Annotated in this window: 20 protein-coding genes; 9 read left to right on the top strand and 11 right to left on the bottom strand. The window is 70.5% G+C overall.

Going from position 1 to position 23274, the window contains the following annotated elements:
* Positions 1 to 12: 12 nt before the first annotated feature.
* Genes ACWC09_RS19445 through ACWC09_RS19435 form a run of 3 tightly spaced genes read right to left on the bottom strand, consistent with a single transcriptional unit; the run spans position 13 to position 3608 of the window.
* The gene (locus ACWC09_RS19445) at positions 13 to 1482 is read right to left on the bottom strand and encodes a sugar ABC transporter ATP-binding protein (protein ID WP_450851778.1); all 1470 of its coding nucleotides are present in this window, start codon (positions 1480 to 1482) and stop codon (positions 13 to 15) included.
* A 1-nt stretch (position 1483) separates the two neighbouring features.
* Positions 1484 to 2545 carry a sugar ABC transporter substrate-binding protein gene (locus ACWC09_RS19440; protein ID WP_450851777.1) on the bottom strand — a complete coding sequence of 354 codons (1062 nt, stop codon included), beginning with the start codon at positions 2543 to 2545 and terminating at the stop codon, positions 1484 to 1486.
* 34 nt (positions 2546 to 2579) lie between these two features.
* Positions 2580 to 3608 (bottom strand): ABC transporter permease, encoded by a 1029-nt coding sequence (locus tag ACWC09_RS19435; RefSeq protein ID WP_450851776.1) that lies wholly within the window; start codon positions 3606 to 3608, stop codon positions 2580 to 2582.
* Between the two features lie 136 nt (positions 3609 to 3744).
* Here ACWC09_RS19435 and ACWC09_RS19430 point away from each other — a divergent pair, with 136 nt between their 5' ends.
* On the top strand, positions 3745 to 4470 hold the full coding sequence (locus ACWC09_RS19430; protein ID WP_450851775.1) for an SDR family NAD(P)-dependent oxidoreductase: 726 nt from the start codon (positions 3745 to 3747) through the stop codon (positions 4468 to 4470).
* Here ACWC09_RS19430 and ACWC09_RS19425 read toward each other — a convergent pair.
* Complete coding sequence (locus tag ACWC09_RS19425) at positions 4447 to 5163, bottom strand: MerR family transcriptional regulator (RefSeq protein ID WP_450851774.1); 717 nt, start codon at positions 5161 to 5163, stop codon at positions 4447 to 4449. The two genes, ACWC09_RS19430 and ACWC09_RS19425, sit on opposite strands and share 24 nt — an antisense overlap.
* Before the next feature lie 297 nt (positions 5164 to 5460).
* Between ACWC09_RS19425 and ACWC09_RS19420 the strand changes: the two genes are divergently transcribed.
* On the top strand, positions 5461 to 6375 hold the full coding sequence (locus tag ACWC09_RS19420) for a PfkB family carbohydrate kinase (protein ID WP_450851773.1): 915 nt from the start codon (positions 5461 to 5463) through the stop codon (positions 6373 to 6375).
* 24 nt (positions 6376 to 6399) lie between these two features.
* Here ACWC09_RS19420 and ACWC09_RS19415 read toward each other — a convergent pair whose 3' ends face one another.
* Positions 6400 to 7878 carry a M1 family metallopeptidase gene (locus ACWC09_RS19415; protein ID WP_450851772.1) on the bottom strand — a complete coding sequence of 493 codons (1479 nt, stop codon included), beginning with the start codon at positions 7876 to 7878 and terminating at the stop codon, positions 6400 to 6402.
* A gap of 218 nt (positions 7879 to 8096) precedes the next feature.
* On the opposite strand from ACWC09_RS19415, the gene ACWC09_RS19410 reads away from it, so the two are divergent.
* From ACWC09_RS19410 to ACWC09_RS19395, 4 genes are all read left to right on the top strand, one after another.
* Positions 8097 to 10049: a Xaa-Pro dipeptidyl-peptidase gene (locus ACWC09_RS19410; protein WP_450851771.1), complete on the top strand. Its 1953-nt coding sequence runs from the start codon at positions 8097 to 8099 to the stop codon at positions 10047 to 10049.
* 264 nt (positions 10050 to 10313) lie between these two features.
* A complete protein-coding gene (locus ACWC09_RS19405; RefSeq protein WP_450851770.1) occupies positions 10314 to 11336 on the top strand; it encodes an oxidoreductase in 1023 nt (340 codons plus the stop codon).
* A gap of 35 nt (positions 11337 to 11371) precedes the next feature.
* Positions 11372 to 13012, top strand: coding sequence for an ABC-F family ATP-binding cassette domain-containing protein (locus ACWC09_RS19400; protein ID WP_450851769.1), 1641 nt, complete (start codon positions 11372 to 11374; stop codon positions 13010 to 13012).
* A gap of 26 nt (positions 13013 to 13038) precedes the next feature.
* Positions 13039 to 13497 (top strand): DUF1003 domain-containing protein, encoded by a 459-nt coding sequence (locus ACWC09_RS19395; RefSeq protein WP_450851768.1) that lies wholly within the window; start codon positions 13039 to 13041, stop codon positions 13495 to 13497.
* A 93-nt stretch (positions 13498 to 13590) separates the two neighbouring features.
* Here ACWC09_RS19395 and ACWC09_RS19390 read toward each other — a convergent pair whose 3' ends face one another.
* Entirely contained in the window at positions 13591 to 15969 is a 2379-nt protein-coding gene (locus tag ACWC09_RS19390) for a Tex family protein (RefSeq protein ID WP_450851767.1), read from the bottom strand.
* 181 nt (positions 15970 to 16150) lie between these two features.
* Positions 16151 to 17020, bottom strand: a complete 870-nt coding sequence (locus tag ACWC09_RS19385) for an SCO6745 family protein (RefSeq protein WP_450851766.1) — start codon at positions 17018 to 17020, stop codon at positions 16151 to 16153.
* A 113-nt stretch (positions 17021 to 17133) separates the two neighbouring features.
* On the opposite strand from ACWC09_RS19385, the gene ACWC09_RS19380 reads away from it, so the two are divergent.
* Together ACWC09_RS19380 and ACWC09_RS19375 are read left to right on the top strand one after the other, a co-directional pair.
* Positions 17134 to 18093 (top strand): GlxA family transcriptional regulator, encoded by a 960-nt coding sequence (locus tag ACWC09_RS19380; RefSeq protein ID WP_450851765.1) that lies wholly within the window; start codon positions 17134 to 17136, stop codon positions 18091 to 18093.
* Positions 18094 to 18103: 10 nt separating this feature from the next.
* Positions 18104 to 18739, top strand: a complete 636-nt coding sequence (locus ACWC09_RS19375) for a DJ-1/PfpI family protein (RefSeq protein ID WP_450851764.1) — start codon at positions 18104 to 18106, stop codon at positions 18737 to 18739.
* Here ACWC09_RS19375 and ACWC09_RS19370 read toward each other — a convergent pair.
* On the bottom strand, positions 18726 to 19475 hold the full coding sequence (locus ACWC09_RS19370) for an enoyl-CoA hydratase/isomerase family protein (RefSeq protein WP_450851763.1): 750 nt from the start codon (positions 19473 to 19475) through the stop codon (positions 18726 to 18728). The genes ACWC09_RS19375 and ACWC09_RS19370 overlap by 14 nt on opposite strands.
* Before the next feature lie 266 nt (positions 19476 to 19741).
* On the opposite strand from ACWC09_RS19370, the gene ACWC09_RS19365 reads away from it, so the two are divergent.
* Complete coding sequence (locus tag ACWC09_RS19365) at positions 19742 to 20251, top strand: ATP-binding protein (RefSeq protein ID WP_450851832.1); 510 nt, start codon at positions 19742 to 19744, stop codon at positions 20249 to 20251.
* 3 nt (positions 20252 to 20254) lie between these two features.
* Here the strand turns inward: ACWC09_RS19365 and idi are convergent, their stop codons facing one another.
* The 3 genes from idi to galE all read right to left on the bottom strand — a co-directional run bounded on the left by idi (position 20255) and on the right by galE (position 23107).
* Positions 20255 to 20848, bottom strand: coding sequence for an isopentenyl-diphosphate Delta-isomerase (gene idi / locus ACWC09_RS19360; protein WP_450851762.1), 594 nt, complete (start codon positions 20846 to 20848; stop codon positions 20255 to 20257).
* 214 nt (positions 20849 to 21062) lie between these two features.
* Positions 21063 to 22004 (bottom strand): cation diffusion facilitator family transporter, encoded by a 942-nt coding sequence (locus ACWC09_RS19355; protein WP_450851761.1) that lies wholly within the window; start codon positions 22002 to 22004, stop codon positions 21063 to 21065.
* A gap of 134 nt (positions 22005 to 22138) precedes the next feature.
* Positions 22139 to 23107 (bottom strand): UDP-glucose 4-epimerase GalE, encoded by a 969-nt coding sequence (gene galE, locus ACWC09_RS19350; RefSeq protein WP_450851760.1) that lies wholly within the window; start codon positions 23105 to 23107, stop codon positions 22139 to 22141.
* Positions 23108 to 23274 lie beyond the last annotated feature (167 nt).

Here is a 23274-nt window from a genome sequence, read left to right as displayed (position 1 = left end):
GCAGCCCGTCGCTCAACCCGACTCCGGCACCGCCTGCTGCATGGCCACCGCCAACGCATGTTCCGTCAGCCGCTCCCCGTGCACCTCCCCGGTGATCCGACCCCGTACGAAGACCAGCACCCGGTCGCAGACCTCCGTCAGCTCCGCCAGGTCGGTCGACGCCAGCAGCACGGCCGCCCCGCCCGCCGCCAACTCGCCCACGATGCGGTGCATTTCGGCCCGTACTCCGACGTCGACGCCCCGCGTCGGATCGTCCAGCACCACGATCTTCGGTTCCGTCGCCAGCCACTTGGCGAAGACGACCTTCTGCTGGTTGCCGCCCGACAGCCGGGCCACGACGTCGTACGGCCCACCCCGCAACCGCAGCCGCTCGGTCAAGTCGGCCGTGCGGCGCACCAGTTCGGAGCGGGAGGGCATGACGCCGCCGCGGCCCAGCGCCAGCCAGCTCACCGTCGTCGTGTTCTCCCACACCGTACGGTCCGTCATCAGCCCGTACCGCTTGCGGTCACTCGGCACGAAGGCCACGCCCGCCCGCACCGCCGCCCGAAGCGAGTGCGGCAGCCCGCGGCCGCCGATGTCGACCCGCCCCGCCGAGACCGCGGTGCGCCCGCACACCACCTCCAGCGCGCCGAGATGGCCCGCCCCCTGCAGGCCGGCGACCCCCACCACCTCGCCGGCCCGCACCGTGAACGTCACGTCCGTCAGCCGCCCGGGCACGCTCACCCCCGACAGCACCACCGGTGGCGGCAGATCCAGCACGGCCCGCGCCCTGCGCGTCGGCTGCGGCGGGCGCCCGCCCAGCATCGCCGTCACCAGCTCCGGCACGTCCACGTCCGCACGACGGGCACCGGGGACCGCGACCCGGCCGTCCCGCAGGACCGTCACACACTGGGCGAACCGCATGACCTCGTCCAGGAAGTGGGTCACGTACAGGACGCCGATGCCCCGCCCGGTCAGGGTGTGCAGCACGCCTTCGAGCCGGTCGACGGCGGCGGCCGGGAGGGCGGAGGTCGGCTCGTCCAGGATCAGCAGGTCCGGATTCCGGAGCAGGGCCCGCGCGATCTCCGTCAACTGCTGGTCGGCCAGAGGGAGTTCACCGACCTCCGTGCCCGGGGCGACGTCCAGGCCGAGTTCCGCGAGGACCGGGCGCGCGGCGCGGTCCATGGCGCTGCGGTCGAGCAGCCCGAAGCGGCGTGGAGGCCCCTGCGGGAAGAGGTTCTCCCGCACGGACAGGTCCGGGAAGAGGCTCAACTCCTGGGAGACGACGGCGATCCGGATGTCCCTGGCCGACCGTATCGTCCCCTTGTCGGCCGCCAGCACCCCGGACAGGATCCGCACCAGCGTCGACTTGCCCGCGCCGTTCTCCCCGACCAGCGCGTGCACCTCGCCGCCCCGCAGCCGGATGCCGACCCCGTCCAACGCCCGCACTCCGCCGTACGACTTGACCAGCCCCTGTGCCACCAGGACGTCGCCGTGGGTCATCTCAGCGGGCGTCCTTCAGCGGCTTGAGGTTGGCCTTCTGGTCGCCCAGGAGCTTGTCGATCGTCGGCTTGTACCAGTCGTACGCCGCCTGCGCGGACTTCTGCCGGGCGATGATGTCGTCGATGTGGGAGGAGTCGACGACCCCGCCGGGGGACAGGAACCAGCCCTGGGGCAGCTTGCCCTTCTTGTCGCGGACCGCCTCGATGAGCATCGCCGTGGAGAGATAGCCCTTCAGGAAGTGCTGGGGGTCGATGGTGACGAAGTTCGAGCCGTCCTTGACCGCCTCCAGGGTCTTCGGGTCGACGTCGAAGCCCGCCGTCAGCCATGTGCCGTGCTCCGACTTCTTGATCTTGGCGAGGTTGTAGCTGTCGGCGTCCCCGACGCCGAGGAAGGCCAGCGCCTCGGGGTGCGCGTTCACCTGCGCCGACCAGGAGCTGTAGTTCTGGCCGGGATCGCTGTACGTCTGGAAGGGGCCCAGCACCTTGACTCCCGGCGCCTCCTTCTTGAACGTGTCGGAGATGCCCTTCGCCCGGTTGTCCAGCACCGGCGTCCCCGGGTTGGGCACGCCGATGACGATCTCCCCCTTCGGGTTCGAACCCAGCCGCTTCAGCGCCTCCTTCGCCATGAGCTCGCCGAGCGCGTAATTGTCGTTCCCCACATAGAAGTCGACCTTGCTGCCCGGAGTAGGGGAGGTGTCCAGGGCGACGATCGGGATGTTCTTGTCGACGGCCTGTGCGGCGGGACGCGTGAAGATCGGCGGGTCGAGGTTCTCCAGGACGATGCCGTCCGTCGCGCGGGCGGTGAGGTTCTGGAAGAGCTGCACCTCCGCCGGTCCGTCGGTGTTCGGCGGCCCCACCGCCTTGAAGTTCACCTTCCCCGCGTGGCTCGCCGCGCTCTGCGCGCCCAGCACCATCTCGTGGGCGAAGTTGAGCGAGATGTTGGCGACCGCGATGCCCATGTTCAACTTGCCGCCCTTGCCGGGGCTGTTGTTGCCGCAGCCGGCCGTGCCGAGCAGCGCCAGGGCGCCGAGCACGGCGGCGGTCGTACGGAGTCTGGCGTGCATCACGGCCTCCAAAAGCCTTGCGCAGGCGGGGTGTTCACTTGCGTCGGCGTCCGGTGCGCCGCAGCACGCTGTCGGCCGCGACGGCGACGAGGATGATCCCGCCGGTCGCGAACGACGTCCAGTTGATGGGGACTTCGAAGAACACGAGTCCGGAGGCGACGACCGAGAGGATCATCGCCCCGGCCACCGCGCCGAGCACCGAGCCACGGCCGCCGACCAGCGGGGTGCCGCCGATGATGCAGGCGGCGATGGCCTGCAACTCGTAGCCCTGGCCCAGGGTCGGGTCACCGGCGCCGTAGAAGGCGAGGGCGAGCGCGGCGGCGAAGGCCGTGGTGAGCCCGGACAGGGCCAGGGACTGGACACGGGTCCGGACGACCGGGATGCCGCTGAACGCGGCGGCGTCGGGATTGGACCCGATCGCCCGCACCCGGGCCCCGAAACGGGTGCGGGCGAGCACGACCCCCAGCACGACGAGCACCGTCAGCAGCACCCACAGCGCGAACGGCACCCCGCCGGGATCGCCGCCCGCGAAGGTGAAGAACGAGTTGTCCAGCGGCAGATCGGTGATCTGCTTGCCGTCCGCGAGCGCCAGCCCCACACCCCGGTACAGCATCAGAGTGCCCAGCGTCACGATGAACGACGGCAGCGCGAGCAGCGTCGTCACCAGCGCGTTGAACACCCCCAGCACGATCCCGGTCAGCAGCATCACCGGCACCGCCAGCCACGGGTTCAGCCCGTCCCGCACCAGCAACGCCCCGACGACCAGGCACATCGCGTACGTCCCGCCCACCGACAGATCGACCTCGCGCATGGCGAGCACGAAGACCATGCCGCACGCCATCAGCGAGATGTAGACCGAATTGTGGGCCGTGGAGAGCAGGTTGGAGGTGTTGAGGAAGTCCGGGTACGGAATGCCGATCCCGGCGACGAGCAGCCCCAGCACGAGCAGCACACCCAGCTCGTCCCGCAGCAGCCGATGGGGCAGCGGGCTCCACCGACGTAGCCCGCCGCCCTGATCGCGGGCGCGCTCGGCGTCGTCCACGGCACGCTCGGTCTCGGTCATCGCGGTACGGCTCCCGGTACGGCCGGCACTGGGGTCGCCCGCAGCGTCGACCCCCTGGGCCCGAGCGGCAACAGCGCCGTTTCAGCGAGTGAAATGCGCCCTTGCCGAGCACCTGACAGGTCCGCACACTCGGCCCATGGAGACGCGTACCGCCCTGGTGACCGGAGCGGCACAGGGCCTCGGACAGGAGTTCGCCGTCGCGCTCGCCGGGCGCGGCTACCGGGTCGCCGGTTTCGACCTCGTCCCGCAGACACAGACCGCGGGAAAGGTCCTGGACTATCTGGAGCTCGTCGGCGACGTCACCGACGAGGCGCAGGTGCGGCAGCAACTGGAACGCCTGATCGACCGGTTCGGCACTCTGCACGTGGTCGTCAACAACGCCGGCGTCTACCCGGCGAAGCCCTTCGAGGAGACCACCGCCGAGGACTGGCGCCGGATCATGCGCGTCAACCTGGAGGCACCCTTCCTGGTCGCGCAGGCCGCGCTGCCGTATCTGAAGGCGGCGGGGTGGGGCCGTATCGTCAACATCGCCTCCGCCGCCGTGTTCACCGCACCACCCACGATGGTCCCGTACGTCGCCTCGAAGACGGGCCTGATCGGCTTCACGCGCGCGTTGGCGGCCGCGCTGGGCCCGTACGACATCACGGTCAACGCGATCGCGCCCAGCATGGTGCGCACGGCCACCGCCGAGCGGACGGTCGGCGCGGACGGCGGCTTCGAGTTCATCCGCGCCCGGCAGGTGGTGCACCGCACTCAGGAGACGGCCGACCTGGTCTCGACGCTCCTCTACGTCGTCGACGAGGGCAGCGGCTTCCTGACCGGCCAGACGCTCAACGTGTCAGGCGGATCGGCCTTCCTCTGACGATCCCGACAACCACTGCTGCACCTCTTCCTTGAGCGACCTCTGGAAGGTCGTCAGCAGCGCCTGCAGCACGATGGGCTCCATGTGCGCGGACAGCGACTTCACGTCCTCCTCCGCCCGCTCCGCCACCTCACCCCGGAACAGCTGCGACAGCTCGTGTGCGGCGGCCCGCGAGTGCGCGACGAGCACTTTCCTCGCGGCGAGGATCGAATCCTGGGAGAGCGGTACGTCGAGCAGCTGGACGGCGAGCCGGAGCAGCCCCGCGTCGATGCGGTACGCGTCTCCGTCGACCCGGACCACCCCCATGGCGACGAGCCGCTCGACGTCGCCCTCGCCGAGCGCCCGCCCGGCCCGCCGCCGCAGTTCGTCCTCCGTCACGGTCTCCACCGTGTCCGGCGCCCAGGAGGCGACCACCGCCCGGTGGATCGCCAGGTCGTGATGGCTGAGGTCCGCCGGCAGCTGCTCCATGTAGCGCTCGATGGCCGCCAGGGTCATGCCCTGGTGCTGCAGCTCCTCGATGAGCGCGAGCCGGGCCAGATGCTGCTGCCCATAGTGACCCACGCGTCGCGCACCGATCACCGGCGGCGGGATCAGCCCCTTGGTGCCGTAGAACCGAACCGTACGGACCGTGATGCCGGCCCGCGCGGCCAGTTCGTCGATCGTGAGCGTCGGCTCCCCGGTGTCGGTCGTCATGTGCAGCAGTATCGCTGTCACACCAGTAGTGCGAAACCCGGCCACTGTCAGTGGTATCGCCTACGCCGCCACGCGGTCAGACAGCCGCCCCAAGGGGGCGCGGGGCTGTGTGCGCGCACACCCACGGTTGGGACGATCAACGGCGAGAAGACCTCGCCTCACCCAGCGGAGCGTCCCGCCCCGGATAGGGTGCCCTCTGGCCGCGGGCGAATGGTCCCGCGTCGAACCGCTGATCGCCGAGCGGCTGGTGAAGCGCGGTATCAGCGTCACCGTCCACGACCACGGAGAGGACGCGAGGTGAACCGCGACACGGACGTTCTCGTGCTGGGCGGCGCCGGTGTGGACATCATCGTCCACGTCCCGGAGCTGCCCCTGCCCTACGCCGACAGCTACATGATCGACCGCGGTATCCGCACCCGTGCCGGCCAGACCGGCGACTTCATCGCCCTCGGCCTCGACGCGCTCGGCCTCCGCGTCCACCACCTCGACCTGCTCGGCGACGACCCGGAAGGCGACCTGGTCCGCGCCCTGCACAGGGAGCGAGGCATCCCGCTCACCGCGGTTCCGCAGCCGGCGGGCACCAAGCGCGCCGTCAACCTCGTGGGCCCCGACGGCCGTCGCCTGTCCCTGTACGACACGAGCCGATCCCACCCCGACGACCGCTTCCCGGAGGACACCGTCCGGCCGCTGGCCGAGGCGAGCCGTCACGTCCACGTCACCATCACCCAGCCCTGCGCCCACACCCTGCCCCTCCTGCATGAGTCGGGCGCGACGATCTCCACCGACCTGCACGACTGGGACGGCCGGAACCCGTACCACGAGCCTTTCGCGTACGCGGCGGACGTCGTCTTCCTCTCCACCACCGCCCTGCCCGACCCCGAGCGCACGATGCGCCGCATCGCCGACCGGGGCCGGGCAGAGGTGGTCGTGGCCACGGCCGGCGCCAAGGGCGCCTACCTCCTGACCGACGACGAACTCACCCACATGCCACCCACCGCCCCACCCGCCCCGGTGATCGACTCCAACGGCGCGGGCGACGCTTTCGCGGCGGCCTTCCTCTTGGGCTGGCTGAACCGAGAGATCCCCCAACGCTGCGCGCAGTACGGGGCAGTGGCCGGCGCATACGCATGTACGGTCCCGTCCACGGAGACGGCCGCGATAGGCCGCAGGGAACTCCTGGCCACGGTCGCTGATCAGGAGGCGGCCGAGTAACGCCGCTTCCTCGGAGGCAATTGCCTAGTGCACGTCGTTGGTCGCTTCGATCTTCTTCCAGGACTTCGGCTGCACAGCACCCCCCGACACCTTGGCGACCGCCGCCGAACGCGCCGCAGGCTTCGTCGGCTGGAACAACCACGCATCGAACAACGAGCCCAACGACTTCCCCGACACCTTCTCGGCATAGGCCTCGAAGTCGGCGACAGAAGCATTGCCGTACGCATGCTCCTGAGGCCACCCCTTCAGAATGGCGAAGAACGCATCGTCCCCCACCGCATTCCGCAAGGCCTGCACAGCCAACGCCCCCCGGTCGTACACGGCGATGTCGAACTGGTCGTCCGGACCGGGATCTCCAGGCTTCACCGTCCAGAACGCGTCGTCGGCCGGATGCGAGTCGTACACATAGTCGGCGAGCTCCTGAGCCGTTCCCTCACCCTCGTGCTCCGACCACAACCACTGCGCATACCGAGCGAAGCCCTCGTTGATCCAGATGTCCTTCCACCCCTTGAGCGACACACTGTCGCCGTACCACTGATGCGCCAACTCATGTACCACCACAGAGGTGTTGGACCCGTTGGCGAACTGCTTGGGGCTGTAGTACACCCGGGTCTGCGTCTCCAACGCGTACCCGGTCGTCGTGTTCGGCACATACCCGCCCGCCGAACTGAACGGATACGGCCCGAAGTACCCGCTCAGCCAGTCGACGAGCTCCCCGGTCCGCTCGACACTCGCCCGCGCGGCCCCGTCGTTGTCGCCCAGATCCTTGCTGTAGGCGTTGACGACCGGTACGCCCCCGTCGGACGTACTCGTGGTGATGTCGAACTTGCCGACCGCCAGGGTGGCCAGATACGTCGCCTGCGGCTTGTTCTCCCGCCAGTTGTACCGGGTCCAGCCCAGCTTCGAACCGGTCGACTGCAACAGCCCGTTGGAGATGACCTGGGTACCGTCCGGCACCGCCACCGACACGTCGTACGTCGCCTTGTCGAGCGGGTGGTCGTTGCTCGGGAACCACCACCAGGCCGCCTCGGGCTCGTCGGCCGCGACGGCCCCGTCCGGCGTGCGGTGCCACGTGTTGAAGCCGTACGCGCTCTTCGTCGACGGCACCCCGCTGTAGCGGACGACCACGGTGATCGGCGTCCCCTTGGACAGCGGTGTCTTCGGCGTGACGACCAGCTCGTGCTGGCCCGAGCTCGCGAAAGTGGCCTTCGCCCCGTTGACCCGCACCTCGCTCACGTCCAGCAGGAAGTCCAGGTCGAAGCTGGACAGATCCTGCGTGGTCTGCGCGAGGATGGTCGCCGTACCCTCCAACTCGTCGGTGGCAGGCTGGTATTGGAGACGCAGGTCGTAGTGGGAGACGTCGTAGCCGCCGTTGCCGTAGTACGGGTAGTAGGGGTCGCCGATGCCCGGAGCGCCGGGGGAGTGGCTCGCGGCCGACGCCGGGATCGCGAGCATCAGGGACGCCGCGGCGAGTGCGCCAGGCGCGATGATTCTGCGGTGCACGAAAGCTCCAAGTGGTAGGGGCACGAGGTCTGTTCGTCTGTGCGGAGCCTATTCAGTCCCTGTGATCACGGGCCTGTCCATGGCCCCGCGTGTCACACGATCGCCATTCGGCCGTCATGAGCCCCCTCGCCCTGGGGTGCTCATTCGGCCACGGGTGCCCCACCTGGCCGTCTACTCCCCTCTTCTGTACGGGAGTTGACCGATGTAGCGTCCGGCGCATGCCGATACGCATGCGCTTCACGACCTGGAGACCGCTCGCGACGGCGGTTGTCGCCGTTCTCATGGCAGCCTTCATGAGCCCGGTCGCCGCCCACGCCGCCCCGCAGACGACGCGGGAGAGCAGACCCGTCTACTCCTACGCCAACGCCATCCGCGAGGCCGTATGGGTGGACACCGGACTCGACGGGGACGGTGACGGAAAGACCGACCGCGTCGCCGCCGACATCGTCCGGCCCCGCGAACCCGCCCAACAGGGCCGCAAGATACCCGTGATCATGGACGCCAGCCCCTACTACTCCTGCTGCGGCCGCGGCAACGAGAGCCAGCTGAAGACGTACGACGCCAGCGGCGACGTCGTCCAGATGCCGCTCTTCTACGACAACTACTTCGTCCCGCGCGGCTACGCCTTCGTCGGCGTCGACCTCGCCGGCACCAACCGCTCCGACGGCTGCGTCGACGTCGGCGGCCGCTCCGACATCCAGTCCGCGAAGGCCGTCGTCGACTGGCTGAACGGACGCGCCAAGGCGTACACGACCCGCACCGGAAGCACGCAGGCCAAGGCGAGTTGGACCAACGGCAGGACCGGCATGATCGGCAAGAGCTGGGACGGCACCATCGCCAACGGCGTGGCCGCCACCGGCGTCAAGGGCCTCAGGACCGTCGTCCCGATCAGCGCCATCTCCTCCTGGTACGACTACTACTTCGCCAAGGGCGCCCCGCTCTACGACTCCGGCCCCGACTGGCTCTCCAACTACGTCGACAGCCCCGACGCCCAGGCCAAGTGCGCCGCCGTCCAGCAGAAGATCGTCGACGGGGCTCCGCGCACCGGCGACTGGACGCCCTTCTGGACCCAACGCGACTACGTCAAGGACGCGAGCAAGGTGCGGGCCAGCGTCTTCCTCGTGCACGGCATGCAGGACCTCAACGTCCGAACCAAGCACTTCGGCCAGTGGTGGGACGCCCTCGCCAAGAACGGCGTCGAGCGCAAGATCTGGCTCTCCCAGACCGGCCACGTCGACCCCTTCGACTACCGGCGCGGCGCCTGGGTCGACACCCTGCACCGCTGGTTCGACCACGCACTCCTCGGCTACGACAACGGGATCGACCGTCAGCCCATGGCCGACATCGAGCGCCACCCCGACCAGTGGGTCACCTCGACGACCTGGCCCCCGCGCGGTACGGCCACCACGACCCTGCGCCCGGCCACCGGCACCCGGGCGGGAGTAGGCGCCCTCGGCCTGACCAGGCGTGACGGCACCGAGACCTTCACCGACGACCCGCAGCTGAGCGAGACCGACTGGGCCGCGAAGATCGATGTGTCGACCCCCGAGAAGGCCGGCTTCGTCACCAAGGCCCTCACCCACGACCTGCGCCTGTCGGGCTCCTCCAAGGTCACGATCACCGCGACCCCGACCACCCCCACGGCCCACCTCTCCGCCGTCCTGGTCGACCTCGGCCCCGACACCATCCGCGACTACGCCGACGGCGGCGAGGGCATCACCACCCTCACCGACCGCAGCTGCTGGGGCGCGAGCACCTCGGGCGACAGCGCCTGCTTCAAGAACACCCAGGCCAAGAAGGCCGACGTGGACTACACGGTGTTCAGCCGCGGTTGGGCCGACCTCGGCAACTACGCCTCCGACCTCAAGGGCGTCCCGCTCACCCCGGGCAAGGCCTACACCATCACCCTGGACCTCGCGGCCACCGACCACGTCGTCCCGGCCGGCCACCGCCTCGCCCTGATCGTCGCGGGCACCGACAGGGACCTCATCGACCCGCCGGCCGACAAGCCGACGCTCACCCTGGACCTGTCCCGCACCTCGGCCCGCGTCCCGCTGGTCGGCGGCGCGGCGGCGTTCGCGAGGGCCACCTCGGGCACGGCGTCCACCGCTCCCTCGGCCACGACCCTGCAGGGGGTACGTGACCTGAAGGGCACGCACCGCGTTCCCTGATCCACCGGACAGTCACCGGCGCCTCGAAGAGGACGCCGGCGTCCCGGGCGGCCGGGCAAGCGAGCCCGGCCGCCCGAGACACGGCACCTCGTGGTCCAAGCCGGTCTCGCCCCTTGCGCCTTCGACCATGCGTACGCAGGTCGGGCCGATCACGCCGTCCCCGACGACGATGACATCGTTGTTCGAGCCGCTCTCCGTACCCCGCCCGTAGCGGAATGTCCCATGCCGTGCTCAGAACGCCTTCTCGCCGGGAATACTCACAGCATGTCTGCCGAGTACGCGACCTTCGGCCTGGCACCGGCGATGCGTGCCGGTGGCGTCCTCGCCAACGGTGACTTCCAGGTACACCGGGACTTCGTGGACTTCATCGTCGACGGGCGCCCGCTGCTGTTCCAGCTCTCCGACCTCGACGCCGTCTCCCCCCTGGCCTCCGACATCCCGCCCGCGATCTTCACCGAACAGGTCCGCGGTCTGCTGGTGGAGGCGGAGCCCCCGCTTCCCGACGGCCGTTATGTCATCTACGGCTGCCCCGAGTGCGCCGACCTGGCGTGCGGCGCCGTGACCGCGGTCATCGAGCGGGACGGCGCGGACTACATCTGGCGGGACTTCGCCTGGCAGACCGACGACCACGCCGACCTGGAGCTCAACGGCTACCACGGCATAGGGCCGTTCCGTTTCCACGGCACCGAGTACCGTGACGCGCTGGCCGCCCTCCTCGACGGCGAGTCGCCCGGCCGGCGCCGCCGCGTCCTCCTCATCGGCGCCCGCGTCGCCCTGCTCGCCAAGCTCGCCGCCGCCCTGCGCATCATCGGCATCGGCGCCGACATCGCCCACGACGCGAACGACGTCCACGCCGACGAACTGCGCGGCTACGGCGCGGTCGCCTTCGGCCGTGCGGTCACCCCGGAAGAACGTGCCGCCGTACGCCGCGCCTTCGAGCAGGCCGGCGTCGAGGTGGCGTACGTGGACGGTCTGGCCCCGATAGTCCCCCTCCTGGTCGCCCAGATCGAACACGCCCTGGACCGCAGCCCCGAGGAACGGCGCAGGCTGACCCGCCTGGTGGCCGCCGACGGCGAGGCGGGCGTGGAGATCACCTCCCCCTGCCGGGTCCGCCTCACCGCGTACCGCCTCGACCGCCTCTACCGCACCCACGCCCACGAGGTCTTCGACGGAGTCCTCGAACCGGGCCGCCACCGCATCCCCTTGGACGCGAAGGCGGTGAAGGGGGAGTCCTTCGTGGTGGCACGGACGTCGGGGAGCGTGCTGGTGGAGGCGATGGCCCGCTGAGCGGCGAGTTCCACGGCGGCTAGGATCAGCCCCTGATGACTGCCACCCTCGTCGCCAAGAACCTCGCCGCCGGGCACGGCGACCGCTCTCTCTTCTCCGGGCTCGACCTCGTCGTCGCGCCCGGAGAGGTGATCGGGCTGGTCGGTGCCAACGGTGCGGGCAAGTCCACGCTGCTGAAGATGCTCGCGGGGCTCCTCGCGCCGGACGAGGGCGACTTGCGGCTCTCCCCGCCCACGGCCACCGTCGGACACCTCCCGCAGGAGCCGGAGCGCCGCCCCGGCGAGACCGTCCGGGAGTTCCTGGCCCGCCGCACCGGCGTCGCCGAGGCCCAGCGCGTGATGGACGAGGCGACCCAGGCCCTGGTCGACGGCGCACCGGGCGCCGACGACGCCTACGCGACGAGCCTGGAGCGCTGGCTCGACCTGGGCGGCGCCGACCTGGAGGAACGGGCCGAGGAGGTCACCGACTCCCTCGGCCTCGCCGTCGACCTGGACCAGCCGATGACCTCCCTGTCCGGCGGCCAGGCGGCCCGCGCCGGCCTCGCCTCCCTCCTCCTCTCCCGCTACGACGTCTTCCTCCTCGACGAGCCGACCAACGACCTCGACCTGGACGGCCTGGAACGCCTCGAACGCTTTGTGTCCGGCCTTCGCGCCGGCACCGTCGTCGTCAGCCACGACCGCGAGTTCCTCACCCGCACGGTCACCAAAGTCCTCGAACTCGACCTCGCCCAGCAGCAGATCACCCTCTACGGCGGCGGGTACGAGGCCTACCTGGAGGAGCGCGAGGTCGCCCGCCGGCACGCCCGGGACGACTTCGAGGAGTACGCCGACAAGAAGGCGGCCCTCCAGGACCGCGCCCAGATGCAGCGCTCGTGGATGGACAAGGGCGTCAAGAACGCGCGGCGCAAGGCGAACAACGACAACGACAAGATCGGCCGCAAGTTCCGCAGCGAGGCCAGCGAGAAGCAGGCCGCGAAGGCCCGTCAGACCCAGCGCATGATCGAGCGCCTGGATGTCGTCGAGGAGCCCCGCAAGGAGTGGGAACTGCGCATGGAGATCGCGTCGGCCTCCCGTTCGGGCGCCGTCGTGGCCACCCTGCGCGACGCGGAGGTCCGCCGCGGCGACTTCAGCTTCGGCCCGGTCTCCCTCCAGATCGACTGGGCGGACCGCGTCGCGGTGACCGGCGCGAACGGCGCGGGCAAGTCGACCCTGCTCGGTGCCCTGTTGGGCCGTGTCCCGCTGGACGCGGGACACGCGACCCTGGGGTCCGGCGTCCTGATCGGCGAGGTCGACCAGGCCCGCAAGCTGTTCCACGGCACGGAGAACCTGCTGGACGCGTTCTCCGCGGCCGTCCCCGACACGGAACCGGTCGAGGTCCGCACTCTCCTGGCCAAGTTCGGCCTGAAATCGGACCACGTCCTACGCCCGGCGACGAGCCTGTCCCCGGGCGAACGCACGAGGGCCGCCCTGGCCCTCCTCCAGGGCCGAGGCGTCAACCTCCTGGTCCTCGACGAGCCGACCAACCACCTCGACCTGCCGGCCATCGAGCAGTTGGAGTCCGCTCTCGACGCGTACGAGGGCACCCTCCTACTCGTCACCCACGACCGCCGCATGCTGGACGCGGTCCATGTCACCCGCCGGCTGGAAGTGTCGGCGGGCAAGGTCACCGAACGCTAGAAGTTCGACACGGGCAGGGAGGGGCCATGGGCAGCACGGCGAAACGGCCGGCGGTGAAGATCACGCACGAACAGGACGTGTTCGCCCGCATGCGCGGCACCCAGGACCGCATCGCGGACGCGATCACCGCCTTCGCCGGAACCATGGCGTTCGTGTATCTGCACGCCCTCTGGTTCGCGGTGTGGATCGTGTGCAACGAGGGCGTGTTCGGCAAGGGGGCGGTCTGGGACCCGTACCCCTTCGGCCTGCTCACCATGATCGTCAGCCTGGAGGCGATCTTCCTCTCCACCTTCGTCATGGTGAGCCAGAACCGCCAGGCCGCCCGCGAGAACGTCCGAGCCGACCTCGACTTCGAGACCAACGTCCGCTCGGAGGTCTGGGCGATCCACATGGGCCGAGCCCTCAACGTCGACCCGACGGAGGTCGAACGCCGAGTCCAGGAGCTACTCGCCGAGAACCGAGCCCGAATGAACGAGGGCCACTGAGGCGCCCCGATGGGGGCGCGGGGCCGTGTCCGATATGCGGCTCCGCCGCGCGGGCGCGACCGGCCACAACGGCCCCGCAGTTCCCCGACTACCTCAGCGCTTGCCGTTCTTGGGATTGAGCAACCCCGCCTTGCGCAGAGCATCGGCCATCGCACTGTTGGCAGGCGCCGCCGCCTGACGAGCCCCGCCACCGCCGGCGCCGCGACCTTGCTGCCGCTGCTGGGGCGGCCGCCCACCCCGCTGCCGCCGCTCACCGCCGCCCCCCTGCTGGCCCTGCGGCGCCGCCTCGTCGTCGAGCCGCAGGGTCAGCGAGATCCGCTTCCGCGGAATGTCGACGTCGAGCACCTTCACCTTGACGATGTCCCCGGGCTTCACGACATCCCGCGGGTCCTTGACGAACGTCTTCGACAGCGCGGAGACGTGCGCCAGACCGTCCTGGTGGACACCGACGTCGATGAACGCCCCGAAGGCGGCCACGTTCGTCACGACGCCCTCCAGCACCATCCCTGAGGTCAGGTCGGAGATCTTCTCGACGCCCTCCTTGAAGGTGGCCGTCTTGAAGGCGGGCCGGGGGTCGCGCCCCGGCTTCTCCAGCTCCTTGAGGATGTCGGAGACGGTCGGCAGACCGAACGTCTCGTCCACGAAGTCGTTCGGCTTCAGCGAGCGCAGCACGCTCGTGTTGCCGATGAGGGAGGCGACTTCCTGGCCGGACGTCTTCACCATCCGGCGCACGACGGGATACGCCTCGGGGTGCACGCTGGACGCGTCCAGCGGGTCGTCGCCGCCGCGGATGCGGAGGAATCCCGCGCACTGCTCGTAGGCCTTGGGGCCGAGCCGTGCCACGTTCTTCAGCTGCGTACGGGACTTGAACGGCCCGTTGGCGTCCCGGTGCGCCACGATGTTCTCCGCCAGCCCGGAGGTGATGCCGGAGACCCGGGCGAGCAGCGGAGCCGAGGCCGTGTTGACGTCCACACCCACGCCGTTCACACAGTCCTCCACCACCGCGTCCAGCGAGCGTGACAGCTTCACCTCGGACAGGTCGTGCTGGTACTGGCCGACACCGATCGACTTGGGGTCGATCTTCACCAGCTCCGCAAGGGGGTCCTGGAGCCGGCGGGCGATCGACACGGCGCCGCGCAGCGACACGTCCATGTCGGGCAGCTCCTGCGAGGCGAAGGCGGACGCCGAGTACACGGACGCGCCGGCCTCGGACACCATCACCTTGGTGAGCTGCAACTCAGGGTGCTTGGTGATGAGTTCACCGGCGAGCTTGTCGGTCTCGCGGGACGCCGTGCCGTTGCCGATCGCGACCAGCTCGACCGCGTGCTCCTTGGACAGCCGGGCCAGCTTGGCGATCGCCTCGTCCCACTTGTTGGCCGGGACGTGCGGGTAGATGACGTCCGTGGCCACCACCTTGCCGGTGGCGTCGATGACGGCGACCTTCACGCCCGTACGGAAGCCGGGGTCCAGGCCCAGCGTCGCGCGCGTGCCGGCCGGGGCGGCGAGGAGCAGGTCGCGGAGGTTGGCGGCGAAGACCTGGACGGCCTCGTCCTCGGCGGCCGTACGCAGCCTCAGGCGCAGATCGATGCCGAGGTGCACCAGGATGCGGGTGCGCCAGGCCCAACGCACCGTGTCGATCAGCCACTTGTCGGCCGCCCGGCCGCGGTCGCCGATCCCGAACCTGGAGGCGACGATCGCCTCGTACGACGAGGGCCCGTCCGTCGGCTCCTCGGGCTCCAGGACGAGGTCGAGGACCTCCTCCTTCTCGCCGCGCAGCATCGCGAGGACGCGGTGCGAGGGCAGCGCGGTGAACGGCTCGGCGAAGTCGAAGTAGTCGGCGAACTTGGCGCCCGCCTCCTCCTTGCCGTCCCGCACCTTGGCGGCCAGCCGCCCGCGCACCCACATGCGCTCGCGCACCTCGCCGATGAGGTCGGCGTCCTCCGAGAACCGCTCGGTCAGGATCGCCCGGGCGCCGTCCAGGGCCGCCTGCGGATCGGCCACGCCCTTGTCGGCGTCGACGAACGCGGCGGCTGCGGCGAGCGGCTCGACCGTCGGATCGACCAGCAGCCCCTCGGCGAGCGGCTCCAGGCCCGCCTCACGCGCGATCTGCGCCTTGGTGCGCCGCTTGGGCTTGTACGGCAGGTAGATGTCCTCCAGGCGCGCCTTGGTCTCGGCACCCCGGATCTGCGCCTCCAGCTCCGCGGTGAGCTTGCCCTGCTCGCGCACCGAGTCGAGGATCGCGGTGCGCCGCTCCTCCAGCTCCCGCAGATAGCGCAGCCGCTCCTCGAGCGTGCGCAGCTGCGCGTCGTCGAGCATCTCGGTCGCTTCCTTGCGGTAGCGGGCGATGAAGGGCACCGTCGAACCGCCGTCGAGCAGCTCCACGGCAGCCTTGACCTGCCGCTCCCGTACGCCGAGCTCCTCGGCGATCCTGCCTTCGATGGACCCTGCTGCCAGAGACCCGGGTGTCGTCACGATCCCGTACCGCCTTCTCACTGAGGTTGCGCCGCAATTGTGGCAGGTGGCACCGACAGTCGGGGATCAGGGCGCGGTCACGGTTCGCATGTGGCCGGTTCGGTGCTTCGATCCGCCGCGACGGCCTGAGCCACGACGGTGTGTCCCGGCGGTGCCGAGCCGGCCGCGGCCCCGGAGCGGGTCAGCGCTTGCCGATCAGATCGGCCGGGAAGCCCCCCGCCGCCATTGCGGCCCCTGCGAACGCCGCCCCCAGCTCCGTCAGCCGTGCGACCCCCGCCGCGCCCAGATGCTCGTACGGCGCCCGGTCCAGCCGGTCCGTCTCCGCCTCGATCTCCGCCCGCAGCGCGACGCCCCGCTCGGTCAGCTCGCCGTCCGCGTCCAGCAGCCCGCGTTCCCGCAGCCGCCCGACGGCCGCGTCCCAGTCCTCCTGGCTCCAACCGCGCGACTTCAGGACCCACTTGGGCCTCGTGCCCTTCCCGGTCGCGGTGTGGGTCACGACGGCCTCCAGTCCGTCCAGCTCCGCCGACACCAGGACGGCGAGGTGCCCGTCGCCCCGGTGCTCGCGCAGCAGCGTCGCGGCGTGGAAGCAGGCCAGGTGCGGCTCCTCGGGCACCGGGAGATCGGCGTGCGCCGAGTACAGCGGCCGCGCGGCACGGCTGCACGCCTCGGTGGCCCGCAGCGCGAGCCGGGCGGCCTCCGCCATCTCCTCCGACGCCACGGCCTTCTCGCCCAGCAGCCGCCGCAGGGTCGCGTCGGCGGCACGCGCGCGTGCGTCCAGCACCTGCTCCGGGGAGGCGGCCGACCACACCGCGGGGACGTGCCGGGCCACGAGCTCGTACTTGTAGTTGTAGAACGTCGCCGTCACCGTCCCCGGTCCGACCGGCCCCATCGCCGCCGCCCGCACGGCGAAGTTGACGGCCCTGGGGTGCGTGATGCCGAGAGCGCCCAGTTCCCGCTCCAGGTCGGGCGAGAAGTAGAGCGTCGCGTGCAGCGGGTTGAGGAAGCCGTGGCAGCGGCGGCCGGCGCGCGGATCGATGGTGGCAGTACTCATGCCGAGGAGGTTACCGACTGCTTGGTATGGGGTCCGAGGCGGGCACCGTATGGCAGGAAAGGTGGGGTGCTCGTCATTGCGGCCATCGGGTCGGCCCGCCAAGAATCGAAGACATGCGAACCGTTCTGGTCGTTCTCTTCGACGACGTGCAGAGCCTCGATGTCACCGGCCCGGTGGAGGTCCTCGCGGGCGCCGAACTGCACACCCCGGGCACCTACCGCATCCGTACGGCCTCCCTGGACGGCGCCCCCGTCCGCACCTCCAGCGGCCTGACGCTCGTACCGGACGAGTCCCTGGCGGACGCGTCCGACCCGCACCTGCTGCTGGTGCCGGGAGGCCGGGGAACGCGTCCTGGGTGCCGAGACCCCCGTCTGGTCGCCTGGTTGCGCGAGCACGGCCCGCGCGCGGAGCGTCTGGTCTCCGTCTGCACCGGCGCGATCCTGCTCGCGGAGGCCGGGCTGCTGGACGGCCGCCGGGCCACGACCCACTGGGCGTACTGCGACAAGCTGGCCCGCGACCACCCGGCCGTGGAGATCGACCCCGACCCCATCTATGTGCGGGACGGCAAGGTCTCCACCTCGGCCGGCGTCACCTCGGGCATCGACCTCGCGCTCGCCCTGGTCGAGGAGGACCTGGGCCGTGAGGCGGCGTTGGCCATCGCCCGTCACTTGGTCGTCTTCCTGCGCCGACCCGGGAACCAGGCGCAGTTCAGCGCCCAGCTCGCCGCCCAGACGGCTCAGCGGGAGCCCCTGCGCGAGGTCCAGCAGTGGATCACCGAACACCCGGGAGAGGACCTCAGCGTGGAGTCCCTGGCCGCCCGCGCGAGCCTGTCACCCCGCCACTTCGCCCGCGCCTTCCAGACCGAGACCGGCATGACCCCGGGCCGCTACGTCGACCGCGTCCGCCTCGAACACGCCAGGCGCCTCCTGGAGGACACCGCCGACGGCGTCGAGGAGATCTCCCGCACCTGCGGCTACGGCACCCCGGAGGCGATGCGCCGCGCCTTCGTGAAGACGCTCGGTGCGGCGCCCGCCGAGTACCGGCGCCGGTTCCGCCCCGCACCCACTCGTTGAAAGGAAGCCGATGCAGATCGCCATGGTCGTCTACGACCGCTTCACCGCCCTCGACGTCGTGGGGCCCTACGAGGCGCTGAGCCGCCTTCCGGACGTCCGCGTCGACTTCGTCGCCGAAGAGGCGGGACCCGTGCGCACCGACACCGGATTCCTCGCCGTCACGGCGGACAAGGCACTGGGCGAGGTGGAGCACCCCGACATCGTCGTCGTGGCAGGCGGACCCGGGACCTTCACCCAGATCGAGAACCGGGCCCTCCTGGACTGGCTCCGGGCCGTCGACCCGACCACCACCTGGACGACCTCGGTCTGCTCGGGCTCCCTGCTGCTCGCCGCCGCCGGGCTCCTGGAGGGCCGCCGTGCCACCTCGCACTGGCTGACTCTCGACTTCCTGAAGCAGTACGGCGCCGAGCCGACCGGCGACCGCGTCGTGACCGACGGGAAGTACCTCACCGCCGCCGGTGTCTCCTCCGGCATCGACATGGGTCTGACACTGGTCGGCAGGATCGCGGGCGACGAACACGCCCAGGCCGTCCAGCTGTTGACCGAGTACGACCCCCAACCCCCGTACGACGCCGGCTCTCCGCACAAGGCGCCCGCACATCTCGTCGAGGAGTTCCGCACGAACAGCCGGTTCACCCTGGCGTAGTCCACGTGAAGCGCGGCCGGCGGCGCTCCAGGAACGCGGCGACGCCCTCCGGGGTGTCGTCGCTGCCGCGCATCTGTTCCGTCCAGTACGTGTCCCGGTCGGTCCGCCCGTTGGCGAACTCCTTCGCCGCGGCCTGGGTGAGCTGCGAGCGGGACACCAGGATGCGGCTGAACTCGACGACGCGCTTGGCGAGTTCGCCCTCGGGCAGTACCTCGTCCACCAGCCCGGTGCGCAGCGCGCGTTCCGTGTCGATCAACTCGCCCGAGAACAGCAGGTACTTGGCGGCGGCCGGACCCACCAGGGACACCAACCGCCGTGTGGAGGACGCCGGATAGACGATCCCCAGCTTCGCCGGCGTCACCCCGAACAACGCCCCCTCCTCGGTGAACCGCAGATCGCAGGCCGCCGCCAGCTGCGATCCGCCGCCCACGCAGTGGCCCCGGATCGCGGCCAGCGTCGGCTTGGGGAAGGCGGCCAGCGCCTCCTCGGCCCGCACCGCGAGCCCCTGCGCCTCCTCCGGATTTCCTCGCAGCGTGGAGATGTCGGCCCCGGCGCAGAACGTCCCGCCCTCCCCGGCCAGCACCAGCGCCCGTACACCCGGGTCGGCCGCGAGTTCGTCGAGCAGCGGAGGCAGGGTCGCCCACATCGCGGCCGTCATGGCGTTGCGCTTGGCCGGGTGGTGGATGACGACGGTGGCGACCGAGTCGGTGACCGTGTGCAGCAGCTGGGGCTCCATGGGCCGGATGCTAGCCGCACCGCACGACGTACGATCAAGAAGGGGTTCACGGCATCGTCCTGGTCGCCGCCAAACCCGTACAACACGAATAGTTCGCGTAGTCGGCTCAAGTGGGACAAGAGCAGTCCCACAACTGACCGTGTCATACGCCAACGGTCATTAACGCTCGATACCCGCTGACTTCTGTTCAGTTCTCCGGCGGGGTGTGGGTCGTTCCCAACACTCGACGTGTGGTGACAATCGAGCGCAAGGGTGGCGACCGGACGATGGACAACCATGGGCGCGGGTCAGGCTCGCGCCCAGAGGGCGGCGCGGAGGAGCCCCACGAACCGAGGCCGCCGGATCCGCTGCCGTACGAAGGTGTCTGGCGGTTCACCGCTCCCGCCGTGGACGCCTCGGTCCCGCAGGCGCGACACGCCGTACGGGACCTGCTCCACCGCCAGGGCGTGCCGGTCTCCGACGACCTGGTCCACGGGCTGCTGCTGATCGTCTCGGAGCTGGCCACGAACGCCGTCAAACACGCGGCGCTGCTGTCGCCGATGCTCGCCGTGGAGGTCGCCGTCGGAGCCGAGTGGGTGCGGGTGTCCGTCGAGGACAACCACCCCTACCGCCCGACCGCCCTGGAGGCCGACCACGGTGGCGAGGGCGGCCGGGGGCTGCTGCTCGTCACCGAGGTCGCCCGGGAGGCGGGCGGGGTGTGCGATGTCGAGCACACCGCGAGCGGCGGCAAGGTGATCTGGGCCGCCCTGCCGCTCAAACCCGTGCGCGTGCTCTGACGGTCACCAGTCGGCGGACGGGCCGGTCAGCTCCCTGACCGCGGGGCGCGCCGCGTCCAGCACGGTCATGAACCAGGACGAGAACGTGTCCTTCCCGTGCCGCTCGGCCAGCTCGGCGGGGGTGACGTAAGCCGTCGCGCCCACCTCCTCCGGGTCCGGCCGCAGCGGGGCCTGCACCAACCCGACGAACAGGTGGTTGTACTCCTGCTCGACCAGGCCGGAGGCCGGGTCGGGGTGGTTGTAGCGGACCGTCCCCGCCTCGGCGAGCAGGGAGGGGGAGACGCCCAGCTCCTCGTACGTGCGCCGGGCCGCCGCCGCGAAGGGCGCCTCGCCGGGGTAGGGGTGGCCGCAGCAGGTGTTGGACCAGACCCCGGGGGAGTGGTACTTGCCCAGCGCGCGCTGCTGCAGCAGCAGGCGGCCGTGCTCGTCGAAGAGGAAGACGGAGAAGGCGCGGTGCAGCTGCCCCGGCGGCTGGTGGGCGGCGAGCTTCTCCGCGGTGCCGATCGTGACGCCGTCCTCGTCGACCAGTTCCAGCAAAATCGCGTCTGCGGTGCCGTTCGACGGAGTGTGCGTCGCGGTGGCAGGTGTGATCGGCATACCCATCCTTCGCCTCGGTCTTCGCGCCCCAAGTCTGCCGTACGAAACCGGCACTCCCGGCACTCCACGGCACGCCCGCATGTCCTGACAGGGGCCCAGTGGTTGATCGTGCCCTGTGCGGTCGGCGGGGAACCGTCCGGGGCGGGCTGTGAGGCTTAACGACGCAGGAGCGCGGTGGATGGCTGCATTCCGGCCATGAACCGCCCCACCTGCCTCAATGGCACAACTTCGCCTCGTGTTCCGCATGCCCGCTCGGTTCCAGCTGGAAGGTGCAGTGCTCCACGTCGAAGTGGTCGCCCAGGCACTCCTGGAGCTCGTGCAGCAGCTTCTCGTGACCGATGGCACTCAGCACGTCGGAGCGCACGACCACGTGCGCGGACAGCACCGGCAGACCGGAGGTGATCGTCCAGGCGTGCAGGTCGTGCACGTCCTGGACGCCGTCGAGGGCCAGGATGTGGGCCCGTACGTCCGCCATCTCGACGTTCCTCGGGGCCGACTCCAGCAGCACGTCCAGGGTCTCGCGGAGCAGCTTCCAGGTGCGCGGCACGATCATCAGGCCGATCACCAGCGAGGCGATCGGGTCGGCCGCCTGCCAGCCCGTGGCGAGGATCACCAGCGCGGAGACGATCACCGCGAGCGAGCCGAGCGCGTCCGCCGCCACCTCCAGGAAGGCCCCGCGCACGTTCAGGCTCTCCCGCTGACCGCGCACCAGCAGCGTCAGCGAGACCATGTTCGCGACCAGACCGATCCCACCGAACACGATGGTCAGCCCGCCCTCGGTGTCGGTCGGCGTGACGAACCGCTGGATCGCCTCGTACAGGACGTATCCGCCGACCCCGAGCAGCAGCAGACAGTTGGCCAGCGCGGCGAGGATCTCGGCGCGGGCGTACCCGAAGGTGCGGTTGCCGGTCGCGGGGCGGTTGGCGAAGTGGATGGCGAACAGCGCCATGCCCAGCCCGAGCGCGTCCGTCGCCATGTGGGCCGCGTCCGCGATCAGCGCGAGCGAGTCCGCCAGCAGACCGCCGACGATCTCGACCACCATGACGCCGAGCGTGATCGACAGTGCCACGCGCAGTCTGCCGCGGTACGCCGCTGCCGCCGTGCCGGTGGGCGGAGCGTGCGAGTGCCCGTGTCCGTGATCGTGTCCAGCACCCATGCCGGCCGCCCTCCTGTGTTCCGCCCGGGATCACAGTGAACTACGGGTGGGGGGCATGTGGCAACGCGGCACTGAACACCGTTGTCATATGCTCTGACCTGCGTAAACAAACAGCAGGTCAGGGCATCCTAACTTCACTTCCCGTGGTGCAGCAGCCACCCTTGCCAGGCCGACTCCACCATCTCCCGCACCCCGCGCCGGGCGGTCCAGCCGAGCTCCTCGGCGGCCCGTGCGGCGGAGGCCACCGACAGTGGCGCATCGCCGGCCCGGCGGCCCTCGACGACCGGCGTGCGACGGTCCCCGGTCACCTCGCCGACGATCGTGATCAGTTCCCGTACGGGGACGCCCTCGCCCCGCCCGATGTTGACCGTCAGATCGCCGCCCGCGCCCGCGTTCAGCCTGCGTGCCGCCGCCAGATGTGCCTCCGCGAGGTCGGCGACATGGATGTAGTCGCGGATGCAGGTGCCGTCCGGCGTCGGATAGTCGTCGCCGAAGATCCGCGGGGCCTCGTCACGGGTGAGCCGGTCGAAGACCATCGGGACGATGTTGAAGACGCCGGTGTCCGCCAGCTCCGGCGCCGCCGCGCCCGCCACGTTGAAGTAGCGCAGGCACACCGTCGAGATGCCGTGCGCCTTGCCGGCCGCCCGCACGAGCCACTCGCCGACGAGTTTGGTCTCGCCGTACGGGTTCACCGGCGCGCACGCGGTGGCCTCGGTGATCAGGTCCACGTCCGGGTTGCCGTACACGGCCGCCGACGAGGAGAAGAGGAACTTCCCGATCCCGGCCTCCGCCACCGCCTCCAGCAGCGTCGCCAGCCCGCCGACGTTCTCCCGGTAGTAACGCGTGGGCTGCGCCACGGACTCCGCGACCTGCTTGCGCGCGGCGAGATGGACGACGCCCGTCACCTCGTGCTCGGCGAACACCCGCTTCAGCAGGCCGCCGTCGAGCGACGAGCCCTCGACGAGCGGAACGTCCGCCGGCAGTCGCGCGGGGAAGCCGGCCGAGAGGTCGTCCAGTGCCACGACCCGCTCCCCGGCGTCCGTCATGGCCCGCGCCACATGGGCCCCGATGTATCCCGCTCCGCCTGTGATCAGCCATGTCATGGACGCCCACCCTATGTCGACGCCACGCGGCGATCCCCAATGTCCCGGATGCCTGATCTGGGCGGCGCGGTTTGTGGCCGGGACCCCGCATCACCGATGATGATCGCGGCAAAGGCCAGTGGAGACAGCGTTGATCGGCTCATGAACGGGCGGTGAACGGTGCTCTC

The organism is Streptomyces sp. NPDC001617 (assembly GCF_053596855.1).
Note: the sequence above shows the minus strand (reverse complement) of the source record. Positions and strands in the feature narration are given on the sequence as shown.